Here is a 17,550-nt window from a genome sequence, read left to right as displayed (position 1 = left end):
ATCTCTATAAAATATTTTTTCCTCTCCAATCCAAAAAAAAAACAAAAATATTTGTTAAAAAAGTGCATAAATTCATAAAACGACACTGATAAGTAGATAGGGAAAACAAGTTTGAGGAAAATTTACCTTAATCTACTTTATGAAAATGCAAAAACGCAGTAATCTTGTGGCGCAGTTTTCTTCCTTTCTATGTTTGAAAGAAGAAGATTCTTCTTCGATTATCTACTGGAAAAAACACCCAGAGTTAGAGAGAAATATTCGGTTGTTACAAAGGCAACAGATTATTTCCTCCGAAGAAGATATTGTTGCCCAAGAAATTTTACGGTGGTTAAGACAAAATCAAGACTCACTTCAACATAGACATTTAATTGCTTATTTACAAGAATCTTGTTTTTTTGCTACCGAAAAAGTCTATCAACGACTACAAAATTATTGGGATTTATTTACTTGGCAAGATTATTTTCAATGGTCAAATTTATTAGTTTCTTCCCCTCTTAAATTACTGTCTAAATATGACACAAATTTTGGGGCGAAATTAAAAACTTATGCCAAAAATAAAATAGAATATCAGCTTATAGATCAAGCCTATCAATATATGGGCTGGGAAAGAGCATCTGATTGGGGATTATTAAAACAACTAAAAACTAATCACCAATCTAAATGTTTACAAAGTATCGGAGGATTATCAGGGAAAATTTTAGACCAATATTTATTAATTTGGGGATGTTTTAATCTTATTTATAAGCCTCCTCTTACAAGAAAAAATAAAAAGTTATTATCCCCATCTTTATCTCATTTTATACAAGTTAGTAATGAGTATAATTTGCTAATAAAGAAAAAAAATAGTGTTTTATCTCCTATAAATTCACAACAATGCGAAAATATTTTATTGACTTGTATTAAATTTGCTCGTCAATATTGCAATCCTCTTACTATTCGTAATGAAGAATATTTAGATAATTTAGCTGATGATACTATCTCAAATTTTAATGATGAGGATAAAAATTATCAGAAAAATTATGATGTAGTTAATAAAATATTAACTGAGGCTTTTTCTAAACTTGAATTACCTCAAAAAATTATATTTCAACTGTGGAAAGGAATAGAACTAACTCAAACAGAAATAGCAGAAGTTATGTCTGTAAATTATTCTGATTTTGTCACGACACAACTTCATGTTACTCGTGCAATTACTTCCATTAGAACAATATTACTTGAGTCTCTAATTAAGGAAATATTATTAGATGAAAAAATACAGTTAACTAAAGATAAAATTCGAGAATTAAAAACTCCTTTAGATACCTGGTTACAAGAACATTGTAAACAAATTCTTTGGCAAAGATTATTTTTTATATATCAATCTTTATGTACAGAGGAAAAAGATAAAATTAAAGAATATTTAATTCAAAAATATTGGAATTTGAATGAAGAAATTGAAGAAACATTTTTTCATAAAATCACAATAATTTTTAAAAATAATATTGAGTTAGAATTTAAACTCGTATTCCCTAAAAGTAAACATATTAAAGTTTGTTTTATCCATTTAATCGAAGAATGGATTAATGAATCAGTTTATTCTCTGATTAATAATTAACTTTAAACAATGATTTTGTAAATAATAACAATATTAATATTATGTCTTTAGATTTATTTACAGCTTTTCATTCCGAACATTTATGGCTGAAATTTACTCCTGAAGATTTAGCAAAAGCAACGGCAATGTCTAAAGAATGTTCTCCTAATGGTAGTCAATATCAAGGACTTTTAAATGCTATTTCTTCTATCTGTTTATTGCAATGGTTAAACATCACTTATCCCAATATAAATAATTTTCAATGGGAGTTTGATCACTTTAATTTATTAAGTATTTGGGAATTTGTTAATGGCACTTCTTTTATGATTAATAATAATTCTAGTCGTTTAATTTTATTACCTCAAGAAAGTCAAGACTTAACTGAATTTAATATTCCTCAAGAATGGGTTGATATTCCTCGTTTTTGTGGTGATTATTTTCTACCAGTTCATGTTGATTTAGATAATAATTGGCTAAGATTTTGGGGTTTTTCTAGTCATGAAAAAATTAAAAAATATGCTAGTTATAATGATAATTTTGCTGAATATAGTTTATCAGAATATTTCGTAGAAAGAGATTTGAGTTTATTATTTATATTTGAAAAATATGCTCTTTCTTCTCAACCAAAGTGTGAACCTTTACCCATATTATCTAGTCAAGAAAAAAGTAATTTACTGTTACAATTAAATCAAACTAATAGTTTAACAATACGTATTCGTTTAAATTTTGTCCAGTGGGCTGCCATATTCAGTGATGATATTTATCGTCAATTTCTCTATCAACAATGTCAACCGATTAGTTTAGGTGCATGGTTAAATCATAATTTTAAAGAAGCCTACGCTCAGGGATGGCAACATTTGCGAGATTTAGTTGATAATTTTGATTTAATAACTGATTCTCCCTCTTTTCCTCCTAATGGCATTGTGATGAGATCTGGTGAAATTAATCTACAATATATTTATCAAATTCAAGACGAGCAACAGTTAAAAATTGCCGCCCAACGATTAAGCGTTTTGCCCCCTGATAGTATTCATAAACATCAAGCAATACAAGCTCTTGATTATATCATGACAAAATCTCACGACGATGATACTCGTTGGAATGCGGCGGAGGGCATCTGGCGTTTAGAGCCCAATAATCCTAATGCTGGGTTATGGTGTGGTAAACGTCTCAATTTTGGTGTGGATGTGGGAGGTTTTTCCTTCGCTTTAGTAATTGGTTTATTACCTAAGTCAGAAAATGAAAATAGTATCTTCTTTCGTCTTTATGGTATTAATGACTCTCATACTTTACCCCATAATTTAAAGGTAAATATCATGGATGAAAATACTTATATATTTAAACAATTAGAAGCACGTAATGATGATCGCTTATTACAGTATAAATTTTGGGGTAAAAAAGGAGAATACTTTTGGATACAAATTAGTTGTGGAAGTAGTCAATTAAGTGAAGGATTTATCATTTAAAAATAATAAAATAAGTAATAAGTAATACCCCTTTAATTTTCATCTTTTAATGCTAGTAAAAAATAAATCGATAAACTGAGATGCTGATTAGCTTAATTAAAGAATTTTTGATAAAGTTATGATAGGATAACATTGTCAAAAAAAGGTAATGGGTAAGAAATTAATTATTTTCAAAATCGGAGAGGGTAATTTTGAGTCAGGTTTTCCCGTTAGTATTCGCCTTAGCCAAGATGACACCAAAGAATTATTAGTGGAAACTGAGGGGAGATTACCTCCTGCACCAAACCTCTACAAAAGTTATACTAATTGGCAATCTAGTTATCGTAATTTATCAGTTTCTTTGCGATTAGGTGCAACAGAAACACAAGTAACAAATGTCGCCGTCAGTCAATGTCAGGAATATATTGATACCTTGCAGATAGATCTTAATCATTGGTTAGAAAATTCTCAAGTACAATCATTATTGTTAGATCTTTTTCCTCATCTCAATCAACAAGATTTAATTCGTTTTGTTATTCAAACGGCAGATGTGCGTTTATGGCAGTTACCTTGGTATTTATGGGCAGTGTGGCATCGTTATCCACAAACAGAAATTGCCCTGAGTAAACCAAATTGTCAAAAACCTAATCGAGGGGAAAATACAGATTATTCTCGTAAGGTAAGAATTTTGGCAATTTTAGGTGATCGCCGTGGTATAGATATAGAAAGAGATAGACGTATATTAAACAGTTTACCTAATGCAGAAGTAGTATTTTTAGATCAGCCGAATTTAACAGAATTAACTCCATTATGGGAGCAATCATGGCAAATTTTATTTTTTGCAGGTCATAGTGTTAGTAAGAATAACAGTCAATGTGGTTTATTGCAAATTAATCCCTATGAAACTATTGATATTCAAAGATTAAAAAACACTCTTGCCAAAGCGATTCATAACGGATTAGAATTAGCTATTTTTAACTCCTGTGATGGATTAGGGTTAGGATTTACCCTTGCAGATTTACAGCTACCACAAACCATTATTATGCGAGAAGCAGTGCCTGACGAAGTAGCTCAAGAATTTTTAAAATACTTCTTACAAGCTTATTCTGGAGGAGAAACATTATATCAAGCTGTTAAAGACGGGAAAGCAAAAATACAAGACTTATATCACCTTGAAGAACAAGCACCCGGATCTTCATGGTTGCCTGTTATTTGCCAAAATTTAGCTGTTGATCCGCCTCTTTGGTCAAATTTAACCAAAAAGAACTTTGATAGTTCAAATTTTGCGTTTAATAACATTTTAAAATCTCTTTTTCCTCAAAAAACAATTTTGTTTAGTAGTGTTGCCATTATTTTAACTACTGTATTTTTATTAACAGGATTCGCTCTATATAAAAAATCTTTCTCAAAACAACCTATTCGTAACTCTTTAAAAAATAGTTGTGAATGTCCTTATGATACTGATGCACTAGGTCGAGAATGTGGAAATAAATCAGCTTATAGTCGCCCCGGAGGTACAACTCCTCTTTGTTATTATGGTGATAAAGAAGAAAAATGATGAAGACAAAGTGGACAGGTGGACAAGTGGACAGGTGGACAATTAGAATGGTAGAAAAATTGTCAATATTTGTGCATTTTTAAAATAATTTTATTGATTTTCTCTAAACTTAGAGTCACTATTTACTATCAACTATTATGACTATTTGGGTTAATGAACAAAAAGACGGTTGTGGTATAATTCAGGCTTGTATTGCCACCACTAATCAAAAGGCAGCAGAAGATTGTCATGACAATTGGCTAGAAAAATTAACGCCTCAACAAAAACAACAGGGTTGGGAAGTTACTATTAAAATCGTTGCTTCTTGGGATGAAGTGCCTGTTAATGCTTTAAAACTTAGTTAATGGTCAAATATGGCTATTATTTTATTCATACGATGCTAAAAGTGCATAATAGTTAGTTGGTAACTCACTGAAGATAGAAAATATGTGATAAAAATTACGAAATACCGTTAGATTAACAATTACTCTAAGGAAGATATTATTTTTTTGTTTGATTTATTATCTAATGGTTACTGTTGTTCCTTCACAAAGTTCTATTCTTTTTAATTTAACTAATATTTCCTATGATGATCCTGATGCTATTTCTTTAGAATTGGCTCTAAAAGTTTTAGAATTGGGCAACTTTGAAGAAAAATGGGCGATCGCAAAAATATTGGTAAGATATGGAAAAGAGGTAATAGCACCTTTAAAAGAAATAATTTTAGATGAAAAAGCCAATGTTGAACATCGATGGTATAGTTTAAAAATACTTAATGAAATCAAAGATCCTGAAATTATTTTGATTGTTACGGAGTTACTAACCACAACTCAAGAGGAAGATTTACTTCTGTTAGCTTCTCAAACTTTAGCTAGTCAAGGGAAACAATCCGTTGCTTTTTTATCCCAGTTGTTAGAAAATTCTTCTTATCGTTTTTTAGCTACGAAGGCTTTAGCCCAAATTCCAAGTGTACAAATAGTTAAGCCTTTATTATCGGTAGTTAATGATCAAGATAGCACTATTCGAGCAATAGCGATCGCAACTTTAAGAAATTTTGACACTCCTGAAATTAAATCAGTGATGATAAATGCCCTTCAAGATTATGCTTCATCCGTTAGAAAAGAAGCCATTATCGGTTTAGGATTAAAGTTAAAGTTACCTGAAGAGCTAGAGATAGTAAAATTAATGTTTCCTTTACTATATGACATTAACTTATCTGTTGCACAACAAACAGCAATTTCTTTAAGTCGCAGTAATCATATTTTTACCATAGAATCCTTAAATAAAGTTTTACGGGATGAGCAGATTCCTGAAACCTTAAAAGTTACGATTGTGAGAACATTATCATGGATAGCAACACCCCAAAGCTTAGAATGTTTAAAAGAATACATTTATATATCTAATTTCTCTATAACTCTTGAAATCATTACAGTGTTAGGTAGAGTAACAAAATCGAATTTACAAAATCAAGCAGTGACAATCTTGAGTGATTTTTATCATAGCAATTCCCTCAAGTTAAAATCTCCAGAAATCTTACAATCTCTTTGCTATAGTTTCAAACAACTCAATGCCACCACTACCATTGATATTTTAAAAGCCATAGAAGCTAATGGGAATTCTCAAGTTCGTTTTCATGCCCAAAATGCTTTACAAGAATTAGCAATTAAGTAAGGATAAACAAAATTTTGCGTTAATGCAATAAATAAGAAAAAAGTTATGAAGATGTCTATTCATAGTAAGTTTTTTCCGATAAATTTTCCTATTCGCTTATCAGTGGCAATTTAGCAATTTATGCAATAACCAGAAAATTTACTGTATTATTTCTACTAGCATATTATTAAAAATTATAATTACTTTAGATAATTTTCACTTAAGTTGATACTGAATCATCATTTATCAAAAAGATACCACATCAGTATGAACTTCAAGATTTAGATTAAAAAACTTATTTAAAAAATGAATCAAAAAAATCAAAATACTGCCATTTATTACAAACCAGATGGTTATAATACTCAAACAAAGAGACTTTTAGGCAGACAGTCAGCAGGAGAAGGATTTTTAAAAGCCTATGTTCAGTCCAATGACAAAAATACTCTTTATTGTTATAGTGGTAATGATGAGGAATTTAAGCATTTTCGTCAATTAGTTACTCCTTGGCTCAAAGAATCCTGTGATTTTAAGTTTCTATCTACCACACAACCCCATCAATTAAATGAAGTAAATAATCTTTACATACCAGGGCCTGGTTTAGCTGATTTTGCATGGCAGAGAAGATTTTATGATCAAAGAGCTTATAGTATTTGTGGTGTAACTCATACTATTGCAAGTAAAGAAGCCATAACTAATATTGGTAATTTATTAACAGCACCAATTCAGCCTTGGGATGCTTTAATTTGTACTTCTAATGCGGTTAAAGTTGCTGTGGATAAAATTCTTGATGATTGGAAAGAATATTTGGGAGAAAGACTTAATTCTAATATTAATTTAGACTTAAAGTTACCGATTATTCCTTTAGGAGTTGAAGCAGATAAATTTCAATATAATCCTGAATTTAGAAATAATATTCGACAAAGATTAAATATTGCATCAGAAGATATTGTTATTCTATTTGTTGGTCGTTTAATATTTTATGCCAAAGGACATCCTGTGCCAATGTATTTAGCGTTAGAAAAAGCGGCTAAAAAAGTTAATCATAAACATAAAATACATTTAATCCAATGTGGTTGGTTTGAAGATGATAAAGAAGCTTCCTCTTTTAAAGAAAGTGCAACACTGTTTTCTCCTTCTATTAATCACGTATTTTTAGATGGAAGAAATCCAGAAATTCGTCAACAAATTTGGTCTTCTGCTGATATATTCATTTCTTTAGCCGATAACATTCAAGAAACTTTTGGTTTAACTCCTATTGAAGCTATGGCGGCAGGTTTACCTGTAATTGTTTCTGATTGGAATGGTTATCAAGAATCTATTCGTCATGAAGTAGATGGTTTTAGAATTTCTACGGTTATTCCTACTCAAAATAATGCTTTAGATTTAGCCAGTTATTATCTTTCTGATCATATGAATTATAGTACTTATATCGCTCATGCCTCTTTGGCTACGATGATTGATATTGATGAATGTGCTGCTGCTTTTGTGGAATTAATAGATAATTCTGATTTGAGAGCAAAAATGGGAGAAAATGGAAAACAAAGAGTTAAAGAGATTTATGATTGGCAAAATGTGATCAAATCTTATCGAGAATTATGGCAGGAACTAGCAGAAATTAAAAATATTATACAAATGTCTGTACCAGTAAAAAAAGGTAATCCTTTTCATCCTTTGTGTGATGATCCTTTCAATTTATTTAGTCATTATAGTACCGAATATCTTACTTCAGAAATAAATTTAACATTGGGCTCAATGGCTGAAAATAGTTCTTTAGAAAAAATAAGAAATATTTGGATAACAAATTTTGGTAATAACTATCGTTTGTCTAATAGCGTTATCGATGCAATAATTGTAGATCTCAAAAATAATCAATTTCTAAGTGTTGGTTTTTTTATTTCAATTTATGGCAAAGAAAACCAACACTTATTAATTAGAACTTTGTTATATTTACTCAAATTTGATATTTTAAAAATTAAACACTAATAATATTTTATTTATTTGTTACTCATAATTAGGGTGAAGAATATTCTACAAAATTAACTACTCGCCCTTTCAATATTAATAGACATTCTCAAAAATAAAATTACTCTGAAACGCTTTTACAATATTACCTATTCACCATTTTCTCACTTCCTAGAAAAGTTTAGACTATTATTTATTTCGATCATTACTCCAAGCCCACCACACTTGATCACATTCACATAAATAAAATTCTTGCCATTTACGAGTATAATCTTCTAGCGTCACAGGTGCAGTACGATTAAGCCAAACTCTTTTTGCTTCACGAGAAGAGGCATGACAAAAAGGACAATTAAATGATAAAGCATGAACAGCAGTTTTTGTCCATTCAGGAGCGGCACGAGAAAATGCTTCCATAAAGATTAGGAATTAAAAATTTGTAGGGGTGAATAGCATTCACCCACTAGGAATTAGGAATTAGGAATTATCCTTAATTATTAAGTATATAACACTGTCAAATAATTTGTCATAAATTAAACAAAATAGTTAATAATTATCGAAACAGTTGTTAATTCTGAATTGTGTTTGTTTATTTTCTACTTTTAATAGATTAAAATATCATAACTCAGATAAAATTCTTATATGTCATCAACTCAACCATCAGAAAAACTAAATTTAACCACGAAACTCGCTTTTGGTGCGGGAGATATTGGTCCTGCTTTAACTGCTAATATCTTAGTATTCTTCCTCATGCCTTTTTTTACCAATGTTGCCGGTTTAAGTCCTGCCATTGCTGGTAGTATTTTATTTATCGGTAAGATTTCTGATGCTATTAATGATCCTATTATCGGAGTTTTTAGCGATCGCACTCAAACAAAATGGGGAAGACGTATTCCTTGGATGATTATTGCGGCGATACCCTTTGGCATAACTTTTTTTTTACAATGGGTAGTTCCTAGTTTTACTGATAATTCTTCTTTAAATAATAAGTTTTTATTTATTTATTATCTAATTGTTGGTATTGTTTTTAATCTTTTTTATACAGCAGTAAATTTACCTTATCAAGCCTTAACACCAGAATTGACAACAGATTATAATGAGCGTACTAGCTTAAATAGTTTTCGATTTAGTTTTTCTATTGGTGCAAGTATTATTTCCTTAATTTTAGCAGGAATAATTTTTCAAGTTTATCAAGGGAATAATCAAGAAAAATATTTGGTTTTAGGAGTAATTTCTACGATTTTTTCAACTTTACCATTATTTTGGTGTCCTCTGATTGTTAAAGAAAGAGGTTATCAACCTTTATTAAACTATAAGCAAAGGAAAAAAACAGCTTATATTTTGATAAGTATTGCCACAATTTTAGCTATATTTGGTTTAGCTAACTTAGTGAATTCAACTTCAGGAGAAGATTCTTTTTCTGCTTCAATGTATTTATTAATTGCCGCTTTTATTGCCATCATTGCAAGTAGTTTAATTGTTGCAAAAACTGAATCTCATTTATTACAAGAATCTCCTTTTAATTCAGAGAATAATTCTGAACATAATTTAACCTTTTTTCAACAGTTAAAAATTATTTTTGAGAATAAACCTTTTCTTTATGTTGTTGGTATTTATTTATGTTCGTGGTTAGCAGTCCAATTAACTGCTTCTATTCTTCTTTATTTCGTTGTTAATTGGATGGGATTACCTGATGCTGAATTTCCTAGAGTTGCGATCGCCGTGCAAGGAACAGCTTTAATTATGTTATTTGTATGGCAAAAAATCAGTAATTTTTTGGATAAAAAAATAGTTTATTTTCTTGGTTCAACTATTTGGATTATTGCTCAAATTGGCTTATTTTTAGTACAACCAGGACAAACTTTTTTACTATATGCTTTAGCAATATTAGCTGGATGTGGTGTTTCTGTTGCTTATCTAATTCCTTGGTCAATGATACCCGATGTAATTGATTTAGATGAATTAAATACAGGAGAAAGAAGAGAAGGAATTTTTTATGGATTTATGGTACTTTTACAAAAGTTTGGTTTAGCATTTGGCTTATTTTTAGTAGGTATTGCTTTAGAGGCTTCAGGCTTTATAAAACCTATTGAAGGAGAGGCTATTCCCATTCAACCAGAAAGTGCATTATGGGCAATTCGTCTTGTAGTTGCACCTTTACCTGCCATAGTTTTATTTTTAGGAATAATACTCGCTTATTTTTATCCAATTACCAGAGAATATTATGCTGAAATTCGGTTAAAATTAACAGAGAAAAAATTAATTAAAAATGATTAATTATTCCTCATTAATTAGTAATTATCGATAACAATAATGAGTAACTTTAAAACCGAATTAGATAAATCGAAATTAACTCGTCTAATGTGGTTATTATGGATTTTATCCGCAGGATTAATCGCTCTTGATGGTTTCGATTTTTTTATCATCGGCATTGCTTTACCCTTTCTCGAAAAAGACTTTAATTTAACTTCTCCACAAATAGGTGCGATCGCCGTAGCTGCTATTGTAGGTTCTTTGATCGGTTCTTTAACTTTAGGTGCTGTTACCGATAAAATTGGACGACAAAAAATGTTATTAATTGATATAGCTCTTTTTGTAGTTGCTAGTATTGGAACAGCCCTAGCTTGGGATGCAACTTCCTTAATCTTTTTCCGTTTTTTAGTGGGGGTTGCTATTGGTGCAGATTATCCCATTAGCGTGGCGTATATTACCGAGAATGTACCAGCAAGACTACGAGGTAGGATGGTGATTGGAGCATTTGCTTTTCAGGCTGTAGGAGCATTATTAGGGGCATTGACAGGAGTTTTCGTGATCAATATTTTTACCAATTTTTTCTCTGATTCTGACATAATTATTATTCAATATGGTTGGCGTTTAATGTTAGGAGTTGGCTTAATCTTAGCAATTTTTGTCGGATTTTTGCGGTTACAATTTCTCTTAGAAAGTCCTCTTTATTATATTGCTAAAGGTGATTATCAAAACGCTGAATTAGCGGCTCAAGAATTATTAGAAATAGAGATAGAAGTAACCTCTGAAAGTGATCCTAAACCTGCTGAAAATAATCTTAATTTTATTTCTTTATTCTCCCATAAATATCTCAAAGATACTGCTTTTGCTTCTTTACCATGGTTTTTACAAGATATTGCTACCTATGGTATCGGAATTTTTACCCCAACAATTATTGCTCTTTTAGCTTTTAAGAATGAAAATAATTTTATCAATCGTCAAATACAATCTGCCCAAGGTTCAGCTATAGTTGATATTTTTTTGATTATGGGTTTTTTAATTGCTATTTTATTAGTAGATAAAGTGGGTAGAATTTCTCTGCAAATTATCGGTTTTATTGGTATGGCTTTGGGTTTATTCTTATTGGCTATTTCTGGAGATCCGACTATTAATCAACATCCTAATTTTATACTGGTTTTCAGTGGCTTTTTTATCTATAATTTACTGATGAATGCTGGTCCTAACTCTACAACATTTTTACTTTCAGGGGAAGTTTTTCCTACTTCCATTCGTGCAACAGGGGCTGGTTTAGCGGCGGCGATCGCCAAATTAGGTGCTGTATTAGGAACGTTTTTTTTACCCATAATCAAAGAAGATTTAGGAGTTTCTAATCTTTTATATATTTTAGCTTTTTGTTGTTTATTAGGTGCAATTTTAACTTATTTATTGAGAATAGAAACTACAGGAAAATCTTTAGAAGATGTGAATAATTAGGGTTGATAGAAAAAGTTTTTTTGATGAGAGTAATTATTTATGCAAACTCAGCAGCCATCTCTCCTAGTCTCATGAAAACACCTTTTTAGCAATCTATAATTAGATTTTACTTTCATCAATTTTCTGATGTGAAACTGAAGAAAAATTAAGGGGTTTTCCTTCTAGGTGTGCTGGAATATCAGCACCCATAAGATTTAAAATAGTGGGGGGAATATCTAATACATGACCATTTAATAATTGATCACTTTTAGGAATGTCTTTTCCACAAGCTAAGATAAAGCCTTTTTCTCTGTGACTTGCAGAGCGGTAAAAAGGAAAAGGACCAATTCTTCCATGGGTTGGACTTTCTACGACATCAGTCATATGTTCTTCTCTCCATACTACTACTAAATCCGCAGACGGTAATTTGGGATTGTCATCGCTATAATTTTTACGAGTACGAATAACACGAGTTACCATGGGAAGATCATTTCGTGCATCTTTAAGAGAATAAAGAAGTTGAGAAATTTCTTCACAAACAGTATCATATTCTGAGGGTTCAACAGTGCCTTGAGGCTCTCTTCCTTTGAGGTTTATCCGTACATATCCCTCCGCAAAGCTAGGTATAGCAAAGGCTTTCATTTTTGACCATAAAGGCTGATACCATTGAGCTGGATTCCATGGGACAACTTTTTCACCTTGTTTTCTTAACTGAGTATCAAAAATCAAGTCATCATCAGTGATAGGATCAATCCAAGGCTGAAAAAGATTAAATAATTTAGTGGGGAGTTGATTTCGTAAAAAACGTCGTAAAGGATTAGGATCATATTTTGTACCCCAAATATTTCTTTCCCAATAATTCCATTTCAAGGAAGTGATCATTGGTGGTATAGGTTGAGAAGGATCACTATAACCAAGACAATATTTATTCGGAAAACTGTAACGATAAAGTAATTCAGGAAGAAAAATAAAGCTAGGTAAATCAATTTGTGCTGTACCCATGCCATGAGCTGAAAATAAGATAATATTGGCATTAGAAGGCGCTATTTTTAGTATTTCACCGATGGCGTGGTCAATGGCTTGATAAATTTTGAGTAATGGGTCATGATCAATTAGTGGTTGAAAAATATCATAAAGAGGATGATCTGGTTGACTTAAATGCCAAAAAAGATGTCCTCCTCCATGAGATTCTCCAAAGACAGTATAAAATAAATCCCAAGGCTCTCTACTTAATAAATCTTTACAAATATCTATTCTTCTGGTAATACCAGTTAATAGTCTTTTTTCTACGTCTAATGTTTGTGGTAAGTCTAAGGATAAAGAATAATCTTTGTGTAAAGCGGGATGATTACCATATTTAGAAATAATCTCCTCCCATAAAGATTCAGGTACAGAAGAACTAGGTATTTGAGGGGAATGAGCCCCCCAACCACCTATTTGCAATCCATTAATATCTCCTCTGATTCTTAATTGAGGTACATCAAAAGTAGCAATACGATAATTTTTTAAGTGTGAGAAAAAAGGGGGATATTCCTGAAAATCATAAGCGGCAAGAGTTTCCGTTTTATAAGTTCCTTCTTTTAAACCCATAGCTACCCAATATCCAGTAGTTTTAGGAGAACATCCAGTAGCGATGGTTGTCCAAGCAGTTTCGACATTAGAATCTCGAAAATTCTCCAAATTACCATAAACACCTTTTTCTTTTAAATGAATTAAGTTTGGTAAATACCCTTCTGACATCCATTTTTCCAGTAAGGAAGGTTGTGCAGAATCTAAACCAATGACAATAACAGGATTTTTAGATGAGGAAGTCATTTTTTTATCATCCAAAATTAGATAATTGAACAATTATTTTAATTGATTACATCATAACTAAATTGCTGATAATTTTTGGTTAATATGTTAAGAAATATATAGTTTATTTATTTAAAATTTAAGTAATTCCGTGACTTTTTCCTAATACCCAATGACGGCGAAAAAATCTGTATAAAGATGATTCTTCTAAGGATAAATAAATTGGTCTTCCATGGGGGCAAGTCTGAGGATTTTTGGTTATTTTCCATTCATCAACAATAGTTTGCATTTCTTTTATGGTTAATTTTTTACCATTACGAATTGCACTACGACAAGCGATCGCTACTTGAGCAGTATCTAAGTCACCTCCCCAACTTATTTCTATCAAAGCATCAGAACAATCATCTCGATTTAATAACATTTTGGGAAGACTTCTAATCGCCCATAAATCTTCTCCAAAACAATCTATTTCTAAAGTTAAGTTAGCTAAATTTTCTACTTGTTTAGGTGATAATTTGCTTAAAATAATAGGATTATTAATAGTTACTATTTCCCATGATTTTTTTAATTGTTCATATAATATTCTTTCATGGGCAATATGTTGTTCAATTAACCAAATACCTTCAGGGTGTTCTGCTATAATATAGGTATTACGTGATTGGGCTATTACTTGTAAATTAATTAAGCCTAATTTATTTTTACTTTCTACTATTTCTTTAGATGAACTTTCTAAATTATATATAGCTTTATTTTCAGCAACTTTTAAAATATTTTCTACTCTTTTATTATCAAATTTAGTCGATATATTATGATCAGTTAGTTTAAAAATTTCTTCAATATTTTCTTTAATAGTATCTTGCCAAAATTCAATATTATCTAAATAAATCTCCGCCTTGGCTGGATGACGATTCCAGTCAATTTGTTGGGGTGATGTTTGCAAATGTAAGAAAAATAAAGGATAACGATCTCTTTGTAATGTACGATGAAAACTAGAATAAATAGCAGACTCTAATTCTGGACATTTTACGACTCTACCATTTATGCCAATTTTAACCCAGTCAGCACGAGGGCGAGAAATTTTATCAGGCATTCCTAATAGCAAATTTAATTCAGAAATATGATTTTGACGAGGAGTATTGATTTGAATTTGTTTTTCTTCTAAATCTGAATATTTAACGGTTTTTAATATTTGTGGAAGAATTTTTTTACGGTTATTATTACCGCTAATAGATAAAATTAAACGAGCATCAACTAATAATTGCCACGTCACAAGGGGATGACATAACGACAATTCAAAAATCAAATTTTGGATAGACTTTAATTGTTTTTTAAAACAAGGATTTAATTGTCTTCTTAAGGGAATATTGCCAAATAAATTAGTAACATTAATAATTGTGCCAACAGCGATGGCTTTCGGATAGGATTTAATTACCTCTGTTTGATGGGTAATAATTTGCCAACCGCAACTATCTTTAACTCGACTGATTATATTTAAGTCAGCCAATTGTGCGATACTATGCAATGCTTCCCCACGAAAGCCCAGGGTATTAATCTTTGCTAAGTCATCGCTAGAATTAATTTTGCTAGTGGTATGAGGTTGAATTGCCATCAATAAATCATTTTCTCCCATTCCTTCACCATTATCCGCAACCTGTAAACTCCATGATTCAGGGTAAACACAGATAACAATACGAGTGGCTTTAGCGTCTAAACTATTTTCTACTAATTCTCTTACCACTGCAGTAAAAGAATCGATAACTTCTCCAGCGGCAATTAATTTAATAACGTTAGTGGGTAATTTTTTAATAGTCATATTGACCCATTCTAGATAAAATTTGTGAGAAGAAAGCTCTTCTATGGAGAGAAATAACTTGATTTGCGACTTGGTAATAAATATGATCTTACCTTAGTTCTATATAAATTTGTTAGCAAAGATGAGATTAGAAGACTAGGATAAAATAGACTTAAACATTATTAAAATTGATTTTTTGTAATTCTTGATCAAATTTTATTATTTTAAGTGGGTAAAATTTTGTCTGTCATCAGTCTTAAACTTTTATTTCTCAAGGTTTTTTACATCATACTGAGATGATTTTAATCATAATAAACCATAGTAGCCTTACTATGTGAGTTGTGAGATTTTTAAAGGTGTTAACTATCAACTTTCAGATACAGTAAAATTAAAATTTATACATTAGTTAAAAGCATTTTCAATATAGTCAATGATACAAAATTGATAACCTTGATAGCTGATATTTTTATCATTGATAATGAAAGTAGTTTCTTCTTGATTAAAAGAAGATTTTTTATAATAGTTTAATAGTGCAATATCGAAACGACAATTAAGATTAGAAAAAGAAGAATTTTCACTTAAAAAAGTTTCAGCAGTTAATAATAATTTTTCTTGCTTAGTATCATTAATCGCAAAAATACCATCACTATCCCAGTTACGAATTTTACGAGTTTTAACTTCAATAAATATCAAAATATCAGATTTATTATCTTTCGCAATTAAATCAATTTCTCCCCATCGACAACGCCAACGAAAATATAAAATATCATAGCCTTTTCTGATTAACCATTGAGCGATAACTTTTTCTCCTAAATGCCCAATATTTTCCATTTTAATTTTTTTTACTATAATTGATTATTTATTTTCAATTTTTAAGAGTTAATTGTTTCAGTTTTTTATTCGCAAATTCTTTTAATTTTTGTGCTTCATTATAAGAAGTTGTACCTTTTTCCACTTGATTTAATTGGTTGATAATATCTTGAATATCAGCAATAGTTTGATTCAGATTTAATTCATTAGAATTGCTAGGATTATTTGCTACTAATTTTTGTATTTCACTCTTTGCATAATTTAAAGCAATAATTGAGTTTTCTTCTTGAGTTTTGCGTAGTTTTATTTCTGATAAATTAGCTTCATATTCTGCTATTAATTTTTTTGCTTTTATATATCCTTTTCCATCATCGATAGAAACTTGCTGTAATTCATCAATTGCCATTTGCCATAATTTTGCAATTTCTGTCCATTTTTCAGGTTTATAAGGAGGATTTTTAGATAATATAGCTGCTTTACTAGAAAATTGTTGAGATGAAGCTATTATTGTCGTTAATTTTTCTGTTTCTGCAATATTTCCTACTATTGCTTCTAATTCTTCTCGATGACGATTAAGTTTTTGCTGTGCTTTTTTTCCTGCTAAAGTGCTTACGGGAATTTCTTCTAAATTATTAATTGCCGATCGCCATTGTATGATAGCCTGTTGTTGTTGATTAGAATTTTCAGCATTTTGATAATTATTTTTAGCTTCATTAAAAGCTGATTCAGCTTTTTGCAAAAGAGTTTGAGCATTTTTTTCTTGAAAAACCTTAGCTTCTAATTCCCCTACTTGACGACGCATTTCCTGAAAGCCAAAAATAGAAAAACGCCAATTATAACCATAACCATAACTACCACCAAGCAAGTCATTACCATAGTTAACGGGAATAGCATTTAAACTTTGTTTTGCTTCGAGTAACTTTGTTTCCCCTAACCGAAAATCGTCAATACTGGTAGCATTATCAATTAATTGTTCTGCTTGTTCCACTAAACTGATAGATTTTTTAAAATGATATTCAGTGTAAATTTGACTTGGTAATAACAGCATAGGCATTTTTGCTGATATAGGGCGACGAATGGCTGGATAAGGAAGATTGACAATATATAAAATAGTGACTGGAATGCCAATTAAAAAAGTTGTTTTAATTAATTTATTGCCTAAATTTTTGAGATGTTGTACTGGCGAAACTGATATTTTAGGATTATTAGAAAGATTTTCCATGGTAACAGTAACTTAGATTAATTATTTTATATTGTAACAAAAAGTATTTTAAATAATTTTGGACGTTTT

13 protein-coding genes are annotated in these 17,550 nt (G+C 30.5%); 8 read left to right on the top strand and 5 right to left on the bottom strand.

Annotated features, from left to right (window positions below):
- Positions 1–139 precede the first annotated feature (139 nt).
- The 6 genes from GM3708_RS01820 (at position 140) to GM3708_RS01795 (ending at position 8,188) form a co-directional block, all read left to right on the top strand.
- Positions 140–1,594, top strand: a complete 1,455-nt coding sequence (locus GM3708_RS01820; protein WP_231933025.1) for a sigma-70 family RNA polymerase sigma factor — start codon at positions 140–142, stop codon at positions 1,592–1,594.
- Between the two features lie 41 nt (positions 1,595–1,635).
- On the top strand, positions 1,636–3,039 hold the full coding sequence (locus tag GM3708_RS01815) for a DUF1822 family protein (protein WP_066343619.1): 1,404 nt from the start codon (positions 1,636–1,638) through the stop codon (positions 3,037–3,039).
- Between the two features lie 148 nt (positions 3,040–3,187).
- Positions 3,188–4,576 carry a CHAT domain-containing protein gene (locus GM3708_RS01810; protein ID WP_066343618.1) on the top strand — a complete coding sequence of 463 codons (1,389 nt, stop codon included), beginning with the start codon at positions 3,188–3,190 and terminating at the stop codon, positions 4,574–4,576.
- A 137-nt stretch (positions 4,577–4,713) separates the two neighbouring features.
- Positions 4,714–4,920, top strand: a complete 207-nt coding sequence (locus GM3708_RS01805) for a glycogen debranching protein (protein WP_066343616.1) — start codon at positions 4,714–4,716, stop codon at positions 4,918–4,920.
- 163 nt (positions 4,921–5,083) lie between these two features.
- The gene (locus GM3708_RS01800; protein WP_066343614.1) at positions 5,084–6,226 is read left to right on the top strand and encodes a HEAT repeat domain-containing protein; all 1,143 of its coding nucleotides are present in this window, start codon (positions 5,084–5,086) and stop codon (positions 6,224–6,226) included.
- Positions 6,227–6,511: 285 nt separating this feature from the next.
- Positions 6,512–8,188: a glycosyltransferase family 4 protein gene (locus tag GM3708_RS01795; RefSeq protein WP_066343607.1), complete on the top strand. Its 1,677-nt coding sequence runs from the start codon at positions 6,512–6,514 to the stop codon at positions 8,186–8,188.
- A gap of 168 nt (positions 8,189–8,356) precedes the next feature.
- Here GM3708_RS01795 and GM3708_RS01790 read toward each other — a convergent pair whose 3' ends face one another.
- Complete coding sequence (locus GM3708_RS01790; RefSeq protein WP_066343605.1) at positions 8,357–8,581, bottom strand: hypothetical protein; 225 nt, start codon at positions 8,579–8,581, stop codon at positions 8,357–8,359.
- Between the two features lie 225 nt (positions 8,582–8,806).
- Here GM3708_RS01790 and GM3708_RS01785 point away from each other — a divergent pair, with 225 nt between their 5' ends.
- Both GM3708_RS01785 and GM3708_RS01780 read left to right on the top strand, forming a co-directional pair.
- Positions 8,807–10,441 (top strand): MFS transporter, encoded by a 1,635-nt coding sequence (locus GM3708_RS01785; protein ID WP_066343603.1) that lies wholly within the window; start codon positions 8,807–8,809, stop codon positions 10,439–10,441.
- Between the two features lie 36 nt (positions 10,442–10,477).
- A complete protein-coding gene (locus GM3708_RS01780) occupies positions 10,478–11,884 on the top strand; it encodes an MFS transporter (protein WP_066343601.1) in 1,407 nt (468 codons plus the stop codon).
- 99 nt (positions 11,885–11,983) lie between these two features.
- On the opposite strand, the gene GM3708_RS01775 is transcribed toward GM3708_RS01780, so the two are convergent.
- The 4 genes from GM3708_RS01775 to GM3708_RS01760 all read right to left on the bottom strand — a co-directional run bounded on the left by GM3708_RS01775 (position 11,984) and on the right by GM3708_RS01760 (position 17,481).
- On the bottom strand, positions 11,984–13,678 hold the full coding sequence (locus tag GM3708_RS01775; RefSeq protein WP_066349306.1) for an alkaline phosphatase family protein: 1,695 nt from the start codon (positions 13,676–13,678) through the stop codon (positions 11,984–11,986).
- A 118-nt stretch (positions 13,679–13,796) separates the two neighbouring features.
- Positions 13,797–15,470 carry a DNA mismatch repair endonuclease MutL gene (gene mutL, locus GM3708_RS01770; RefSeq protein ID WP_066343599.1) on the bottom strand — a complete coding sequence of 558 codons (1,674 nt, stop codon included), beginning with the start codon at positions 15,468–15,470 and terminating at the stop codon, positions 13,797–13,799.
- Between the two features lie 381 nt (positions 15,471–15,851).
- On the bottom strand, positions 15,852–16,280 hold the full coding sequence (locus GM3708_RS01765) for a YraN family protein (RefSeq protein WP_066343597.1): 429 nt from the start codon (positions 16,278–16,280) through the stop codon (positions 15,852–15,854).
- A gap of 34 nt (positions 16,281–16,314) precedes the next feature.
- Positions 16,315–17,481: a hypothetical protein gene (locus GM3708_RS01760; protein WP_066343595.1), complete on the bottom strand. Its 1,167-nt coding sequence runs from the start codon at positions 17,479–17,481 to the stop codon at positions 16,315–16,317.
- Positions 17,482–17,550: the final 69 nt, after the last annotated feature.

The sequence above is a fragment of the Geminocystis sp. NIES-3708 genome, assembly GCF_001548095.1.
Lineage (GTDB): Bacteria > Cyanobacteriota > Cyanobacteriia > Cyanobacteriales > Cyanobacteriaceae > Geminocystis.
Note: the sequence above shows the minus strand (reverse complement) of the source record. Positions and strands in the feature narration are given on the sequence as shown.